This is a genomic window from Polaromonas sp. JS666 (genome assembly GCF_000013865.1).
Classification (GTDB): domain Bacteria; phylum Pseudomonadota; class Gammaproteobacteria; order Burkholderiales; family Burkholderiaceae_C; genus Polaromonas.
The window spans coordinates 2702465-2719448 of the sequence record NC_007948.1; the positions used below are offsets into that span (position 1 = coordinate 2702465).

The 16984-nt window shown below is 61.3% G+C and carries 13 protein-coding genes; 8 read left to right on the forward strand and 5 right to left on the reverse strand.

All coding sequences use genetic code 11. The features are described from left to right. Nucleotides 1-120 precede the first annotated feature (120 nt). From BPRO_RS12810 to BPRO_RS12835, 6 genes are all read left to right on the forward strand, one after another. The gene (locus BPRO_RS12810; RefSeq protein WP_011483494.1) at nucleotides 121-816 is read left to right on the forward strand and encodes a Crp/Fnr family transcriptional regulator; all 696 of its coding nucleotides are present in this window, start codon (nucleotides 121-123) and stop codon (nucleotides 814-816) included. Nucleotides 817-859: 43 nt separating this feature from the next. Beyond that, complete coding sequence (locus BPRO_RS12815; protein ID WP_011483495.1) at nucleotides 860-2350, forward strand: protein adenylyltransferase SelO; 1491 nt, start codon at nucleotides 860-862, stop codon at nucleotides 2348-2350. 21 nt (nucleotides 2351-2371) lie between these two features. Continuing rightward, nucleotides 2372-2782, forward strand: coding sequence for a peptide-methionine (R)-S-oxide reductase MsrB (gene msrB / locus BPRO_RS12820; protein WP_011483496.1), 411 nt, complete (start codon nucleotides 2372-2374; stop codon nucleotides 2780-2782). A 210-nt stretch (nucleotides 2783-2992) separates the two neighbouring features. Continuing rightward, entirely contained in the window at nucleotides 2993-3619 is a 627-nt protein-coding gene (locus tag BPRO_RS12825) for a septation protein A (protein WP_041388808.1), read from the forward strand. Beyond that, entirely contained in the window at nucleotides 3616-3909 is a 294-nt protein-coding gene (locus tag BPRO_RS12830; RefSeq protein ID WP_011483498.1) for a BolA family protein, read from the forward strand. The genes BPRO_RS12825 and BPRO_RS12830 overlap by 4 nt, the downstream gene beginning before the upstream one ends. A 112-nt stretch (nucleotides 3910-4021) precedes the next feature. Continuing rightward, entirely contained in the window at nucleotides 4022-4807 is a 786-nt protein-coding gene (locus tag BPRO_RS12835) for a peptidylprolyl isomerase (protein ID WP_011483499.1), read from the forward strand. An 82-nt stretch (nucleotides 4808-4889) separates the two neighbouring features. Here BPRO_RS12835 and purL read toward each other — a convergent pair whose 3' ends face one another. Continuing rightward, nucleotides 4890-9017, reverse strand: coding sequence for a phosphoribosylformylglycinamidine synthase (gene purL / locus BPRO_RS12840; protein WP_011483500.1), 4128 nt, complete (start codon nucleotides 9015-9017; stop codon nucleotides 4890-4892). Between the two features lie 452 nt (nucleotides 9018-9469). Here purL and map point away from each other — a divergent pair, with 452 nt between their 5' ends. Both map and BPRO_RS12850 read left to right on the forward strand, forming a co-directional pair. Then, the gene (gene map / locus BPRO_RS12845; RefSeq protein ID WP_011483501.1) at nucleotides 9470-10324 is read left to right on the forward strand and encodes a type I methionyl aminopeptidase; all 855 of its coding nucleotides are present in this window, start codon (nucleotides 9470-9472) and stop codon (nucleotides 10322-10324) included. A 53-nt stretch (nucleotides 10325-10377) separates the two neighbouring features. Further along, entirely contained in the window at nucleotides 10378-12969 is a 2592-nt protein-coding gene (locus BPRO_RS12850) for a [protein-PII] uridylyltransferase (RefSeq protein ID WP_011483502.1), read from the forward strand. Between the two features lie 48 nt (nucleotides 12970-13017). Here BPRO_RS12850 and BPRO_RS12855 read toward each other — a convergent pair whose 3' ends face one another. The 4 genes from BPRO_RS12855 to ligA form a co-directional block, all read right to left on the reverse strand. Beyond that, a complete protein-coding gene (locus BPRO_RS12855) occupies nucleotides 13018-13740 on the reverse strand; it encodes a class I SAM-dependent methyltransferase (protein WP_011483503.1) in 723 nt (240 codons plus the stop codon). Between the two features lie 105 nt (nucleotides 13741-13845). Next, the gene (gene def / locus BPRO_RS12860) at nucleotides 13846-14385 is read right to left on the reverse strand and encodes a peptide deformylase (RefSeq protein WP_011483504.1); all 540 of its coding nucleotides are present in this window, start codon (nucleotides 14383-14385) and stop codon (nucleotides 13846-13848) included. A gap of 115 nt (nucleotides 14386-14500) precedes the next feature. After that, on the reverse strand, nucleotides 14501-14704 hold the full coding sequence (locus tag BPRO_RS12865; RefSeq protein ID WP_011483505.1) for a hypothetical protein: 204 nt from the start codon (nucleotides 14702-14704) through the stop codon (nucleotides 14501-14503). 141 nt (nucleotides 14705-14845) lie between these two features. Next, entirely contained in the window at nucleotides 14846-16966 is a 2121-nt protein-coding gene (gene ligA, locus BPRO_RS12870; protein ID WP_011483506.1) for an NAD-dependent DNA ligase LigA, read from the reverse strand. Between the last annotated feature and the right edge of the window lie 18 nt (nucleotides 16967-16984).

The following is a 16984-nucleotide window of genomic DNA, read 5'->3' on the forward strand; positions in this document are numbered from 1 at the left end:
TTGTCGTGCTCCCGACAGTTTCTAGGTACATACCCGGCCTGGCGAACGCACCTGCTACTCGCCATTCAGGCTGCGCCACCGGCGGGCTCCGCACCTCAAGGGTGGTGGACAATCAAAGCCATGCCCTTTGAAGCTGCCCTCGCCCACCACCGCTTCCTCAGCGGTCAGTCCTGGTTTGCCGACCTGCCAGCCGACGCACAGACCCGGCTGCTTGAGCGGACATTCACCATAGCTGGGCACAAAGGTGATGTCCTGCTGGCGGCTGGCGAGCCCGTCAAGGGCTGGTATGCCGTGCTGTCGGGTCTGGTCAAGCTGCAGAGCAAGTCGGCTGAAGGACGGGTGTCGGCCTTCCTGGGTGTGCCTGACGGTGAATGGTTTGGCGAGGGCTCGACACTCAAAACCGAGCCGCGCCGCTACGACGTGATTGCTTTGCGCGACACCACGCTGCTGTGCCTGCCGCGGACCCAATTCAACGAATTGCTTGCAAGCAGCCTGCCCTTCAACCACTTTCTGGTGGCCCACCTGAACCGGCGCCTCGGGCAGGCCATGACCATCATCGAGGCAGGCCGCCTGCGCGCCCCGGAGCAGCGCGTGGCCCTGTATTTGAGCCGTGTTTTCTGGCAGGGGCGGCGCAAGCTCCTGCTGTCGCAGGAGGAGCTGGGACACCTCGCCGGACTGTCACGACAAACCGTCAACCGGGCCCTGCAGACCCTCGAGGCGCAGGGGCTGGTGTCGCTCGAGTTCGGCCGCGTGGCCATACTGGACGAGCAGGCGCTCGCGTCCTGCGCCGCCCGGCCAGCGACAGACACGGTTTAACCCCGGCTGTGCAGGGCTGCTGGCGTGATAAGACAATAGGGTCATGACCGCTGCCCCAGACACCCCATCCGACCCGCTGGACCTTGCCGAACCGGGCCTGAAGTGGGGCAACAGTTTTGCCCGGCTGGGCCCTGGTTTTTACACCGAACTTCAACCCACTCCCCTGCCTTCGCCGTACTGGGTAGGCCGCAGCCAGGCGCTCGCCCGTGAACTGGGGCTGGAAGACCACTGGCTGGAATCTGCCGAGGCGCTTGAGGTGCTGACCGGCAACCGCAGCACGGCGGGATCCCGCCCCTTGGCCAGCGTGTACAGCGGCCACCAGTTTGGCGTGTGGGCCGGGCAATTGGGCGACGGACGGGCCATCCTGCTGGGCGATCTCCAGACGCCTGCGGGCCCCCAGGAAATCCAGCTCAAGGGTGCGGGCCGCACGCCCTACTCGCGCATGGGCGATGGCCGGGCCGTGCTGCGCAGTTCGATCCGCGAGTTCCTGGCTTCTGAAGCCATGCATGGCCTGGGCATACCCACCACGCGCGCCCTCTGCGTGACCGGTTCGGATGCGCCGGTGCGCCGCGAAGACATCGAGACGGCTGCCGTGGTGACGCGGACTTCGCCCAGTTTCATCCGCTTTGGCCATTTCGAGCACTTCAGCTACAGCAACCAGCATGACCGGCTCAAGACATTGGCCGATTACGTCATTGACGGGTTTTATCCGGCATGCCGCGAAGCAAAGCAGCCTTATGCCGCGTTGCTTGAAGCGGCCAGTGAGCGCACCGCGCGCCTGATGGCCGCATGGCAGGCAATCGGCTTTTGCCATGGCGTGATGAACACCGACAACATGAGCATTCTGGGCCTGACCATCGATTACGGCCCCTTCCAGTTTCTTGACGCGTTCGACCCCGGCCACATCTGCAACCACTCCGACCCCCAGGGCCGCTACGCCTACAACAAGCAGCCCAACATCGCTTACTGGAACCTGTTTTGCCTGGGCCAGGCCTTGCTGCCGCTGATTGAGGATCAGGAGCAGGCGCTGGCAGCCCTCGAATCCTACAAAACCGTGTTTCCCCAAGCCCTGGAAGCCCGGATGCGCGACAAGCTCGGCCTTGTCGAGACGCAGGCCGGTGACCGGGAGTTGATCGAGAGCACCTTCAAGCTGCTGGCCAGCAACAAGGTGGACTACACGATTTTCTGGCGCCGTTTATGCGGCTTTACCCCGCAAAGCGGCCACGAATCCGTGCGGGACCTGTTTTTTGACCGCGAATCCTTCAACGCCTGGGCCCTACAGTATTCAGAGCGGGTAGCCGGCGTGGATCAAGGGGTGCGGGCCAATTTGATGCTGAAAAGCAACCCCAAGTTCGTGCTGCGCAACCATTTGGGCGAGGAAGCCATCCGCGCGGCGAAACTAAAAGACTTTTCCGGTGTCAACACCTTGCTCGGCTTGCTCCAGGCCCCATTTGATGAACACCCGGGCCATGACAGCTTTTCCGATTTTCCGCCGGACTGGGCTTCATCCATTGAAATAAGTTGCAGTTCGTAACACCCTTAACTCAGGATACCCATGAGCACCAAAATCCAGAAAACAGACGCCGAATGGAAGGCCTTGCTGGCGGAAAAAGGCGCCGAGCCGGTTGCCTTCGAGGTCACTCGCCACGCCGCCACCGAGCGCCCTTTTACCGGGAAGTATGAGGACAACTATGCGCAGGGAACCTACCGCTGCATTTGCTGTGACGCCGAGCTTTTTGACTCGTCCAGCAAGTTTGACGCAGGTTGCGGATGGCCCAGTTTCTCCCAGGAATTAAACAAGGGCGCCATTGAAGAGCATGTGGACCGCGCGCACGGCATGACGCGCACCGAAACCGTCTGTGCGAACTGCGGCGCACATCTGGGCCATGTGTTTCCCGACGGTCCCACCCCGACCGGCTTGCGCTACTGCATGAACTCCGCGTCACTGGACTTTAAGCCAAAGTAATGGGCCCCCACGGTCGCTCACTGCGTGTAGCTCCCTGCCCCCCGAAGGGGCCGCTGCGCCTGCGGCCCGGCAGAGCCGGTTCCGCGGCCCTGGCTTGGATTGAAAACCCCACGATCGCCTACTTCACCCTCGATCGTCCTGAGCACGGCAGACTTTGCGATTTGTCTTCCCAATAACAACCCTGTGTAGCGAGACCGCGATAATCACTCTATGAAAATTCTCTTTGATTTTTTGCCGATAGCCCTCTTCTTCGGCATGTTCAAGTTCGCTGAAAGCAACAAGGACTGGGCTGCGGCCACTGCCACCGAGTGGCTGGGTTTCATGGTGTCCGGCGGTGTGGTCGGGTCTTCCGAGGCGCCGGTGCTGCTGGCCACTGTCGTCGTGATTGTCGCCACCTTCGGACAGATTCTCTGGCTGAAAGCCCGTGGCCGGAAAGTCGATGCCATGCTGTGGGTAAGCTTGGGCCTGGTCACGATGCTGGGCGGTGCCACCATTTATTTTCACAGCGAGAACTTCATCAAATGGAAGCCCACCGTGCTGTACTGGGTCATGGGCGGTGCATTGCTGGTGGGCCAGCTGGTGTTCAGGAAAAACGGCATCAAGTCATTGATGAGCGCGCAAATGGCTTTGCCTGATCCTGTCTGGCGCATCGTGAACCTGAGCTGGGTCGGCTTTTTCACCGTGATGGGGTTTCTCAATCTCTGGGTGGCCTTTAATTTTTCTACCAGCACGTGGGTCAACTTCAAACTGTTCGGCGGTCTGGGTCTGATGATGGTCTTTGTGCTGGCCCAGGCGCTTTATCTCAACAAGCACATCAAGCCAGGCACCACACCATGAGCGCAGCCGCACCTGCCGGCCTGCCGCGGCCTGTCCGCGTGCACGACATTGAACTGCAGCTCAGGGCGCAGCTTCAGCCTACGTATCTGGAAGTGCTGGATGAAAGCGCCGCCCATGCCGGCCATGTTGGCGCCAATGAACAGGGCTTTGGTACGCACTTTCGCGTCCGCATTGCCAGCCCCGCGTTTGCGGGCAAGAGCCGCGTGGCACGCCACCGGCTTGTGTATGATGCAATGCAAAATTTCATTGATCAGGGCCTTCATGCCCTGGCCATTGAGATGGTTGATTGAAACTGAAAACTGAACCCCGGTGGATGTGCTGTAAAGCCCGTAACCGCCGGCAATCAACTCCGCCCAAGATCCCAACCATTCACCAAGCGTCATCAAGGATTACCAACTCATCATGAAAAAGCAATTTTTACTGGCTACCGCCGTTGCAGGGCTGCTGGCCATGGGCGCGCAAGGCGCTTTCGCGCAGAACGTCGCCATCGTCAACGGCAAGGCAGTGCCCAAGGCGCGCCTTGATTCGCTGGCCCAGCAAATTGCCCGCTCCGGCCGTCCGGTGACCCCCGATATGGAAAACCAGCTGCGCGAAGAAGTCATTGCGCGTGAGGTGTTCATGCAGGAAGCCGAAAAACAGGGGCTGTCCGGCACCGACGACTTCAAGGTACAGATGGAACTGGCGCGCCAGACCATCCTGATCCGCGAACTGTTCGCGGACTATCAAAAGAAAAACCCGGTGACCGATGCTGATTTGAAAGGCGAGTACGACAAATTCGCCGCGGCCAACGGCGGCAAGGAGTACAAGGCCCGCCATATCCTGGTCGAGAAGGAAGCCGAGGCCAAGGCCATCATTGCCAGCCTGAAAAAAGGCGGCAAGTTTGAGGACATCGCGAAGAAACAGTCCAAGGATCCAGGCTCAGGAGCCAAGGGTGGTGACCTCGACTGGGCCAATCCGTCGGGGTATGTACCTGAGTTCAGCGAAGCGCTGCTCAAGCTCAACAAAGGACAGCTGACCGATGCGCCGGTGAAGTCGCAGTTTGGCTACCATGTGATCCGCGTGGACGACATCCGCAATGCCCAGCTGCCTTCGTTTGAAGAGGTCAAGCCGCAAATCGCCCAGCAAATGCAGCAGCAGAAGCTCGCCACCTTCCAGGAAGACCTGCGCAAAAAAGCGAAGATCGAATAAGCGTCAGTTGACGCTCCGGCGCGTTGTTCGCCATCTAAAAAAAACGCGGCTCAAGGCCGCGTTTTTTTGTTTCACCACACCATTACCCGACCCAGCGGCGCGCGTTATGCCACAGCTGCATCCACGGGCTGAATTCGCCCTTGTCGCCCATGGTCCAGCTCATCTGGACGTTGCGGAACACCCGCTCGGGGTGCGGCATCATGGCCGTGAAACGCCCATCGGCCGTCGTCACGGCGGTCAGACCGCCGGCACTGCCGTTGGGGTTTGCCGGATAGGTTTCGGTCGCCCGGCCGTGGTTGTCCGTGAAGCGCATGGCCGCAATCGCCTTTCCGGCGTCCCCGCGGTGAGCAAAATTGGCATAGCCTTCACCGTGCGCAACGGCAATCGGCAGGCGGCTGCCGGCCATGCCCTTGAAGAACAGGCTTGGCGAATCCAGCACCTCCACCATGGACAGGCGCGCCTCAAAGCGCTCGCTCCGGTTGGTGGTAAAGCGGGGCCAAGCCTCCGCGCCGGGGATGATGTCGGCCAGTTCGGCAAACATCTGGCAACCATTGCACACGCCCAGGCCAAAGGTATCCGGCCGTGCAAAAAAGCCCTTGAACTGCTCGGCCAGTACCGGGTTGAAGGTAATGGACCGGGCCCAGCCTATGCCTGCACCGAGCGTGTCGCCGTAGCTGAAACCGCCACAGGCGACCACGCCCTGGAAGTCCGCCAGCCGGGCGCGGCCGCTTTGCAGGTCCGTCATGTGCACGTCAAACGCCTCGAAGCCCGCTTCGGTGAAGGTGTAGGCCATCTCCACATGAGAGTTGACCCCCTGCTCGCGCAGCACCGCGACGCGCGGGCGCGAGAGCATCAGTCCGGGGGCGCGGGGTTCCGGTGAAAACGTGAGCTGCACATGCAGGCCCGGATCAGCAGGGTCGCCGACTGCGGTGTGCTCTGCATCGGCACAGGCCGGATTGTCGCGCTGCTGGCAAATCTTCCAGCTCGTGTTGTCCCAGACTTGCTGCAGGTCCTGGAGTTTGGCGCCAAACACCGCCTTGGTGTCGCGCCAGACCTGCACTTCACCCTTGCCGACTTCCAGCGAAGCATGTTGCGGACGGGTTTTTCCGATGAAATGGCTGAACCTGGACAGGCCATGCTCGCGCAGGGTCTGCATCACCTCGTTGCGGGCCTCGGTAGGCACCTGGATCACCGCACCCAATTCTTCATTGAACAGGGCCTTGAGTGTGAGCTCTTCACGGCGCGCCCCAACCTGGCTTGCCCAGTTTTTGCTGTCGCCCGCATCCATGCGGCTATCAGAAATGCCATCACCCTCGACCAGCAGCATGTCCACGTTCAGCGACACGCCCACGTGGCCGGCAAACGCCATTTCGCAGCAGCAGGCCAGCAAGCCGCCGTCGCTACGGTCGTGGTAGGCCAGAATCCGGCCTTGTTTGCGCAACGCGTTGATCGCATTGACGAGGTTGACCAGATCCTTCGGGTCGTCCAGGTCCGGCACCGCGCCGTCCTCAAGATTCAGGGTTTGCGCCAGGATGGAGCCACCCATGCGATTTTGGCCCTTGCCCAGGTCGATGAGGATCAGCGAGGTATCTGCTTCTGCCGTGTTCAGCTCGGGCGTGAGCGTGCCGCGCACGTCGGCCAGCGTTGCGAAAGCGCTGACGATCAGAGACACCGGCGAGGTCACTTTTTTACGCTCACCACTTGACTGGTCTTCAGTCCAGACGGTGCGCATGGACAGCGAATCCTTGCCGACAGGAATCGACACGCCGAGGGCCGGGCAAAGTTCCATGCCCACTGCCTTGACGGTTTCATACAGCGCCGCATCCTGCCCCGGCTCGCCGCAGGCCGCCATCCAGTTGGCAGAAAGCTTGACGCGCGGCAACTCGATCGGCGCGGCCAGCAGGTTGGTAATGGCCTCGGCGACAGCCATGCGGCCCGACGCCGCAGCATTGACAGCGGCCAGCGGCGTGCGCTCACCCATGCTCATGGCTTCGCCGGCAAACCCCCGGTAATCGGCCAGCGTGACGGCACAGTCGGCCACCGGCACCTGCCAGGGGCCCACCATCTGGTCGCGGTGCGTCAGGCCGCCCACGGTGCGGTCGCCAATCGTGATCAAAAAGCGCTTGGAAGCGACCGTGGGGTGGCTCAGCACGGCGATGACGCTTTGCTGGAGGTCCACACCGGTCAGGTCAATCGGCTTGACGCTGCGTGTCAGGCTTTTCACGTCGCGGTGCATTTTGGGTGGCTTGCCCAAGAGCACATTCATAGGCATGTCGACTGCCGCTTCGCCCCTCACCCCAGCCCTCTCCCCGAAGGGGCGAGGGAGCAAGGCGCTTGGGTCGGCCTTTTCAGTTTGGCCCCCTCTCCCACTGGGAGAGGGTTGGGGTGAGGGCTCCCCCGCGTCCGACAGCACCAACTGCTTTTCTTCGGTCGCTACGCCAATCACGGCAAAGGGGCAACGCTCGCGCTCGCAGAAGGCCTGAAACTGCGCCAGCGATTCGGGCGCGATCGCCATGACATAGCGTTCCTGGCTTTCGTTGCTCCAGATTTCCTTGGGCGACAGGCCGCTTTCTTCCAGCGGCACGGCACGCAGGTCAAAACGGGCGCCCCGGCCTGCGTCGTTCACCAGTTCGGGGAACGCATTGGACAGGCCCCCGGCGCCGACGTCGTGAATGGCCAGAATGGGGTTGGCCGCGCCAAGCTGGGCGCACTGGTTGATGACCTCCTGGGCACGGCGTTCGATTTCGGGATTGCCGCGCTGCACCGAATCAAAATCGAGCTGCGCCGCATTGGCACCGGAGGCCATGGAGCTGGCCGCGCTGCCGCCCATGCCGATACGCATGCCGGGGCCGCCCAGCTGGATCAGCAGCGTGCCGGCGGGAAACAGTATCTTTTTGGTGAGATTGGCGTCAATCGTGCCGACGCCACCGGCGATCATGATGGGCTTGTGGTAACCCCAGCGCTGGCCGCCCAGGGTTTGCTCGTATTCGCGGAAATAGCCAGCCAGGTTGGGCCGGCCAAACTCGTTGTTGAAGGCCGCGCCGCCCAGCGGACCTTCGGTCATGATCTGCAGCGGGCTGGCGATGTGCTCCGGCTTGCCGTACTCGCCGTCAAACAGGCGGGAGACCGTGAAGCCCGTGAGGCCGGCCTTGGGTCTGGAGCCGCGGCCAGTGGCGCCTTCGTCGCGGATCTCACCACCGGCACCGGTCGAAGCGCCAGGGAATGGCGAGATCGCCGTCGGGTGGTTATGCGTCTCGACCTTCATCAGCACGTGCATCAGCACATCGTCGGTGGCGCTGTAACTTTGATAGCTTTCATCCTTGGTATTTTCTGGGCTCGAGGCCGATTTTGCATAGAACCGCTGGACCCTGGACCCTTCCATGACCGAGGCATTGTCCGAATAGGCCACCACCGTGTGCTGGGGATGGAGCTTTTCGGTGTTGCGGATCATCGCAAACAGGCTTTTCTCTTGCGGCACGCCGTCTATCGTGAAGTCGGCATTGAAAATCTTGTGGCGGCAGTGCTCGCTGTTGGCCTGCGCAAACATCATCAGCTCGACGTCGGTCGGGTTGCGTTTGAGCTGGGTAAAGGCATTCACCAGGTAGTCGATCTCGTCGGCGGCGAGCGCCAGGCCGAATTCCGTGTTGGCGCGCTCAAGCGCCGCCTTACCGCCCTGCAGCACGTCTATGGTCTGAAGCGGCGCGCCCTGCAGTTCCGTGAAGAGGCCTGCTGCCTGCGTGCGATCAAACATCACGCTTTCGGTCATGCGGTCGTGCAGCAGCGCTGCAAGCTGCTCACGCTGGGCATCGGTGAGGCCGGCCTTGCCGAAGAGGCCAGATTTCAGGTGCAGGCGGTATTCGGTCAGGCGTTCAATGCGCTTGACGGCCAACCCGCAGTTGTGGGCGATGTCCGTGGCTTTCGAGGCCCAGGGGGACACCGTGCCGAAACGCGGTGACACGATGAACAGCACGGTATCAGCCGCTTTCACTGAAGCTGCGGGCTCTCCGTAGGTCAGCAGGGCCGCCAGCCGGATCTTAAGTGCATCCGAGGGTGGGGCCTCGGTGGCCACCAGGTGCACGAACCGGGCGCTGATGCCGGCAATCTTGTCGTGAACGGCTTGCAGGCGGGGAAGGAGTTGCTGGACGCGGAAGTCGCTCAGGGCGTTGATCCCGTGGGGTTCGCCCTCAAAAGTCGTCAGGTGCAGGGTCACGGTAGTGGTGGCCTTGTAGTGGGAGGTGGGCAGCTCATAGGCTGTTTGGTGGGGTTTAACACCGCCTGCAATCGCCAGTGCAGTGTTGCATGCTTGATGGAACCCATAAAAGCGATGGATTTCGGGTCAGGGCAAGGCGCAAACCACAGCGATACCCGCAGGTATCGCGCGGATTTGCAACGCCGCCATGGCGCAAAAGACGCGGTTTTATGTTCCAGATAGCGTGCAACACTGCACCAGGGTTTGCCGGTTACGCGTTAACCCGTAATTTTATCAGCGACTCGGTTTGTGCTGAATGAACGGGCTACTTTCATGGACGGACACCGCCATACCCGCAGCCTGACCCAATAGCCCCTCCTTTACCGTTCACTTTGTCTCGCCACATTTCCCCTTCAATTCCGCAAAAATACCCATGCATACCCATGACATGGACCAGTGGGATAATCGGAAATATGAGTATTACGTATAAAGATGCTGCGGGCATAGAGGGCATGCGTTTGGCCGGCAGGCTGGCGTCCGAGGTGCTGGACTACCTCACGCCCTTCGTCAAACCAGGCGTGACGACCAATGAAATCGACCGGCTGGCCCATGACTACATGACCCAGGTCCAGGGCACCATTCCCGCGACCCTGGGCTACGGCCCCCCCGGCTACGTGCCCTACCCCAAATCGCTGTGCACCTCGGTCAACCACCAAGTGTGCCACGGCATCCCCAACGACAAGCCCCTGAAAAAAGGCGACATCGTCAACATCGATGTGACCGTCATCACCAAGGACGGCTGGCACGGAGACAACAGCCGCATGTACCTGATCGGCGAAGCGTCGATTGCGGCCAAACGGCTGTGCAAGGTCACCTACGAGGCCATGTGGCAGGGCATCATGCGCGTCAAACCGGGTGTGCGTCTGGGTGACATCGGGTTTGCCATCCAGGCCTATGCAGAAAAACAGGGGTTTTCCGTCGTGCGCGAATTCTGCGGCCACGGCGTCGGCCAGAAGTTCCATGAAGAGCCGCAGGTGCTGCACTATGGCCGCCCCGGCACGCTGGAAGAACTCAAGCCGGGCATGACGTTCACCATCGAACCCATGATCAATGCCGGCAAGCGCGATATCAAGGACGGCCCGGAAAAAGACGGCTGGAGCATCGTGACACGAGACCATTCGCTGTCAGCCCAGTGGGAGCACACCATCCTTGTTTCCGAGACCGGTTACGAGGTGCTGACCGTCTCGGCGGGCAGCCCGGCCATTCCCGCATTTGTCGCAGACTTTGTTGCCCAAAACAATCCGGCGCAGGTCCTGGTCAGCGCCTGATCCGGTTGCTTTCAGTGCCGTCCTGCGCACCTTGATGCCCCCGCTCCCTACCCATGAGTGAACTGGTTCAGGTGCGGGAGCAATACCGTGCGGGTAAAACCGCCCTGCTCGCCTCGCTGGCCGGCAGCGGCGCCTCGTCCCGGGGCATTCACAGCCTGCTGCAAAAGCTGGCCAAGCATACCGATGCAACCTTGCAGCTGCTCTGGCAGCGTGCCGGCTTCCCGGCCACGGCCTGCCTGGTTGCGGCGGGTGGTTTTGGCCGGGGCGAGCTGTTTCCCCATTCAGACGTGGACGTCCTGCTTTTGCTGCCGGACGACGCCAATGCGGAGGACGATGCGCCCCTCAAAAGCAAGGTGGAGAGCTTCATCAGCAGTTGCTGGGACAGCGGACTGGAAATCGGTTCCAGCGTGCGCACGGTGGCCGACTGCGTGGAAGAGGCAGCCAAGGATGTCACCGTGCAGACCTCCCTGCTGGAAGCTCGACGGGTTGCCGGCTCGAAAAAGAATTTTCTGAGGCTGCAACAGCAGCTCGACGCGGTGCTCGACCCCAAGGCCTTTTATGTGGCCAAAACGCTGGAATTGCGCCAGCGCCATAACAAGTTTGAAAACACGCCCTACTCCCTGGAGCCCAATTGCAAGGAATCGCCGGGAGGCTTGCGGGATCTGCAGGTGGTGTTGTGGGTCGCGCGCGCCGCGGGTCTCGGAAAATCGTGGGATGACCTCGCTCGTAGCGGCCTCGCCACCGCCTTTGAGGTGCGGCAGATCAAGGCCAATGAGGCGCTGCTGAGCCTGATACGCGCCCGCCTGCACCTGATTTCAGGGCGGCGCGAGGACCGGCTTGTATTCGATCTGCAAACGGCTGTCGCCGAGTCGTTCGGCTATTCAAGCCATGCCGATGATGGCAGCAGGCTGCCGCGCCGTGCCAGTGAAGCATTGATGCGCCGCTACTATTGGGCCGCCAAGGCGGTGACCCAGCTCAACCAGATCCTGCTGCTCAACATTGAAGAACGCCTGAACCCCAACACCTATCCGCTGCAGCGGATCAATGAACGGTTCTGCGACAAGGCGGGCATGCTGGAAGTGACCAGCGATGACCTGTACGTGCGCGAGCCGCATGCGATTCTTGAAACCTTCCTGCTGTACGAAACCACCGTAGGCATCAAGGGGCTGTCGGCGCGCACCCTGCGGGCGCTGTACAACGCCCGTGGCGTCATGACAGCGAAGTTCCGCCGCGACCCCGTCAATCGGGACACCTTCCGGCGCATCCTGCAGCAGCCCGAGGGCATCACGCACGCCATACGCCTGATGAACCAGACCTCGGTGCTGGGCCGTTACTTGTGGGTATTCCGCAAGATCGTCGGGCAGATGCAGCATGACCTGTTCCACGTGTATACCGTGGACCAGCACATCCTCATGGTGCTGCGCAATGTGCGGCGCTTCTTCATGGCCGAGCACTCGCATGAATACCCGATGTGCTCACAACTCGCGGCGGGTTGGGACAAGCCCTGGATATTGTTCATTGCGGCGCTGTTTCATGACATTGCCAAGGGACGCGGCGGCGATCATTCCGAACTGGGCTGCAAGGATGTTCGCATTTTCTGCCGGCAGCACGGCATCGCCACCGGGGACGCCCGCCTGATCGAGTTCCTGGTGGGCGAGCACCTGAGCATGAGCCGGATCGCCCAAAAGGAAGACCTCAGCAATCCCGACGTGATTGCCGCCTTTGCCCGGCGGGTCGGCAATGAGCGCTACCTGACCGCCCTGTACCTGCTGACGGTGGCCGATATCCGCGGTACCAGCCCCAAAGTCTGGAACGCCTGGAAAGGCAAGCTGCTGGAAGACCTCTACCGCTACACGCTGCGCGTGCTGGGCGGGCGGGCACCCGATGCCGATGCCGAAGTGGAGGCCCGAAAGCGCGAGGCCCTGACCACGCTGGCGCTGCACGCCGAACCATTCGAGGCCCACAAGGCACTGTGGGATACGCTGGACGTGAGTTACTTCATGCGCCATGAGGCGGCCGACATTGCCTGGCACGCCCGGCAGCTGTCGCGCTACGTGGGCAAGGCCAAGATCATCGTGCGTGCGCGCCGCTCGTCGGCCGGCGAAGGCATGCAGGTGCTGGTCTACACGCCTGACGCGCCGGACCTGTTCGCGCGCATTTGCGGTTACTTTGACCAGGCAGGTTTCAGCATTCTGGATGCCAAGATTCACACTGCCAAAAACGGTTACGCGCTCGACACCTTTCAGGTAGTCAGTCCCGAGCTGGCTGACCATTATCGCGAGCTGGCCGCCATGGTCGAGGCCGACCTGGACCGCACCATTGAAGAGCCGGGCCCGCTGCCTCCTCCCGGCAAGGGCCGCGTGTCACGCCGCGTCAAAAGCTTTCCGATTGCACCACGGGTGGATCTGCAGCCGGACGAAAAAGCCCAGCGCTGGCTGCTCAGCGTATCGGCCAGCGACCGCGCCGGCCTGCTGTACCTGATTGCGCGGGTCCTGGCCCGCCACCGCATCAACCTGCAGCTTGCCAAGATCACCACACTGGGTGAGCGTGTGGAAGACACCTTCCTGATCGATGGCCCCGAACTTCAGCAGAACAAGGCGCAAATCGCCATTGAGACCGAATTGCTGGAAGCGCTCAATACCTGACGTGGCGGCTTCCGGAATTTCGCCCCCAGGCACTTCCGCCTGCACGCTTCAGAGATGTAAAGCGGTGGAAGTCCTCAGGTAGCGCAGCAATCGCCCCTTGTATTTGCCGCCGGTGCCAGGCAGTTGGGAAATACGTGTCTGCGTATGGGCGTAGCCCAGCAAATCCATGTTCCGGTTGAATGCAATCCGATTGCCCCGATCGGGATCGACGATCAGCACCTCCACGTCTGGCTGCGCATGCAGATCAATGAATTGCGACAGGGTCTGGGGCTGCCCGCGGTCATACAGAATATCGCTGCCAATGATCAGATCAAATCGTTCCAGCAGCGGATTGGCCCTTGACCAGTTGCCCATCTGGTATTTCATGGCCGGGAGCTGGTTGAGTTTGAGATTTTCCAGCAAAAATGCCGCTGCCAGCGGGTGACAATCGCTCGCCGTGATATCCCCGCCGCGCCGATGCACGATCAGGCTGGCCAAGCCCAGCCCGCACCCCAGCTCCAGAATGCGTTTGCCCTCCAGTTCAAAGGTCTGCATTACATGGGCCAGCACCCGGCCGGATGGCCATAGCTGACCAAAAAGCGGCCAGGCCGATGATGAAATGCCTGCTGCTTCAGCCTCGCCCTGAGGATCATAAAATTGTTGCCGATCCAGCAGGGAACGCATCTGAAGATCGTCGCCGCTTCCGCTGACCGTTTCAAACTTGAATTGATAGGGCGGAGGGGTTGGGGGTGTTGCAGACCCCAAGGAGGGGCGCCCAGAAACAGAGGTCATCCCGAAAACTCTTCCTGGCGTACAACACGCACAAACGGGCAAAAACTGCCAAAACTGTGGAATCCGACCAGCTCAGTGTACGCCTTTGAGTCTCAATCCTTCGGCTCAATCATCAGTCGATGCATCGAGTCCTGGAAACAGTACGTCGGTGTAACCAAACTGGGTAAAGTCCCGGATTCGCATGGGATAGAGCTTGCCCATCAAATGATCGCATTCATGCTGCACCACGCGGGCGTGAAAGCCGTCGACCGTGCGGTCAATGGGGTCGCCATACTGGTCAAAGCCGGTATACCGAATATGTGAAAACCGCGGGACCAGGCCGCGCAGGCCCGGCACGGACAGACAGCCCTCCCAGCCCTCCTCTTCATCGGCGCTCAGGGGTGTGATGACGGGGTTGAGCAACACGGTGCGAGGTACCAGGGGCGCATCGGGGTAGCGTGGATTGACCTGGTCGGCGCCAAAAATCACCACCTGCAAATTGACGCCAATCTGCGGGGCGGCCAGACCGGCGCCATCCGCGGCCCGCATGGTGTCAAACATGTCGGAAACCAGCAGGTGCAGCGCGTCCGTATCAAATGCGGCGACAGGTTGGGCAACTCGGAATAAACGCGGGTCACCCATTTTGAGAATTTCGCGAACGGTCATGGCCCATTATCGCGGGGCGGCAGGCTCACGTGCTCCTGACGAGGTAGCTGGGCGGGCAGCCCGCGTCAATTGCGATGCTGGCGACGCTGCCGCGTACAACAGCACTGCCGCCTGCTCAACGCCAGTGCCGGTAACCGCGGTAACCGCGGTAGCCATAGTACGGCGCAGGCACCACGACAACCGGTGCGGTCTCAACGTACACAGACGCGTCAGGATAAGTGGCATAGGGGCGATAGCCAACCGGGGCGACCACGCAGCCGGACAACAAGGCGGCCACGCCGGCGGTTGCCAGCAAACCGGATAAACGGATGTAGTTCATGAAAAGCTCCTGTTCTGAGCCTTTAACGTATCAGTGCCCGGCGTGGCGTGACGTCGGGTTTGCAAAGCCCTGTAATGATCTGTAAGCGGCGAGGACTACTTACGGCGTGGCCGCAGAGAGAATGCAGCGATAAATTACGCTTTATTCAGCTTCAGCAGAAGCCAGCAGGCGCATCAAGGCCGCTTCATCGATCACGGCGATACCAAGCTCCTGCGCCTTGACCAGCTTGCTGCCAGCCTCGGTACCTGCCACCACATAATCCGTCTTTTTGCTGACCGAGCCAGCTACCTTGCCACCGGCGGCCTCCACCTTGTCCTTGGCCTCATCCCGGCTCAGCGTGGGCAAGGTGCCGGTGATCACAAAGGTCTTCCCGGACAGCGGTTTGGGGGCAACGGCAGCAGGTTCTCCCTCCTCCCAGTGAACGCCACAGGCGCGCAGCTGCTCGACCACCTCACGGTTGTGGGGCTGGTCAAAGAAGGTACGTATGCTCTGGGCAACGATGGAGCCGACGTCGCTGACAGCCAGCAACTGCTCTTGCGTGGCATCCATGATGGCGTCCAGATTGCCAAAATGACGCGCCAGTTCCTTGGCTGTGGCTTCACCCACGTGGCGGATACCCAGGCCGAACAGAAAGCGCGGCAAGGTGGTCTGCTTGGATTTTTCCAGCGCCTTGAGCAGGTTATTGGCCGATTTTTCGGCCATGCGGTCCAGGCTGGCCAAAGCCGTCAGGCCCAGCTTGTAAAGGTCGGGTAATGTGCGAATCACATTGGCGTCCACCAATTGCTCCACCAGCTTGTCACCCAGGCCCTCAATCTCGACGGCGCGTCGGTGCGCATAGTGCAGGATGGCTTCCTTGCGCTGTGCGCCGCAAAAAAGCCCGCCGGTGCACCGGTAATCGGCTTCGCCCTCCTCGCGCACCGCATCGGAGCCGCAGACCGGACATTGGCGCGGCATCGTGAACATCGGCGCGCCCGGCAATCGCTTGTCGGGCAGCACGCTGACAACCTCGGGGATCACGTCGCCGGCACGGCGAACAATCACGGTGTCGCCCACCCGCACATCCTTGCGGCGCGCTTCGTCCTCGTTGTGCAGCGTGGCATTGGTCACGGTAACGCCACCCACAAAGACCGGTGCCAGCTTGGCCACCGGCGTCAACTTACCCGTGCGCCCGACCTGCACCTCAATGCCCAGCACGGTGGTGAGCTGTTCCTGCGCCGGGTATTTATGGGCCACAGCCCAGCGTGGTTCCCGGCTGACAAACCCCATCTGTTTCTGCAATGCCAGGCTGTTGACCTTGTACACCACCCCATCAATGTCGTAAGGCAGGCTGTCGCGCTGCTGGCCCATGGCCTGGTGAAACGCTATCAATTCAGAAGCACCATGCGCAATTTTTGTCTGGGCTGCCACTGGAAACCCCCATGACTTCAGCGCTTGCAGAAGCTCCATATGGGTCGCAACCCAAGGGTTCTTCGGGTTGGCTTGTTCGGCCTCCAGCACCACCTCGCCCACGCCATAGGCAAAAAAGCTCAACGGGCGCTGCGCGGCGATAGCGGGATCCAGCTGGCGCACCGCACCAGCGGCGGCGTTGCGCGGATTCACAAAGGTTTTTTCACCTTTGGCGCCCGCCGCGATTTTTTCTCGCTGTTTGTCGTTCAAGGCTTCGAAATCAGCGCGCCGCATATAAACCTCACCCCGCACTTCCAGCACAGGTGGTGCATCTGATGGCAGTTTGAGAGGAATTTGCCTGATGGTACGGATGTTCTGCGTCACCTCTTCCCCGACCTCGCCGTCGCCGCGGGTGGCCGCCTGCACCAGCACACCGTGCTCATAACGCAAGCTCATGGCCAGCCCGTCAAACTTCAGTTCAGCCACATACTCGACCGGCGGATTCGACTCCGTCAGCCCCAGTTCCTTGCGCACGCGGGTGTCGAAATTTTGCGCGCCGGTGGCCTCTGTGTCCGTCTCCGTGCGAATGCTGAGCATGGGCACCTTGTGGCGCACGCTGGCAAACTGGTCAAGCGGCTTGCCGCCCACGCGCTGCGTCGGGGAATCCGGTGTCAGCAACTCCGGGTATGCCGCTTCCAGGTCCTGCAACTCCTTGAACAGCCTGTCGTACTCGCTGTCGGGAATGGTCGGCTCGTCCAGGACGTAATAGCGATGAGCATGAGCGTGAAGTTCAGCGCGCAAGGCGGCCATGCGTTCAGCAGGGGACGCCGGCTGCCGCGAAGGCTCCGGCTGCGCAAACAGGTCTTTGGTGGCCATGAAAAAGGTCAAAAGTGA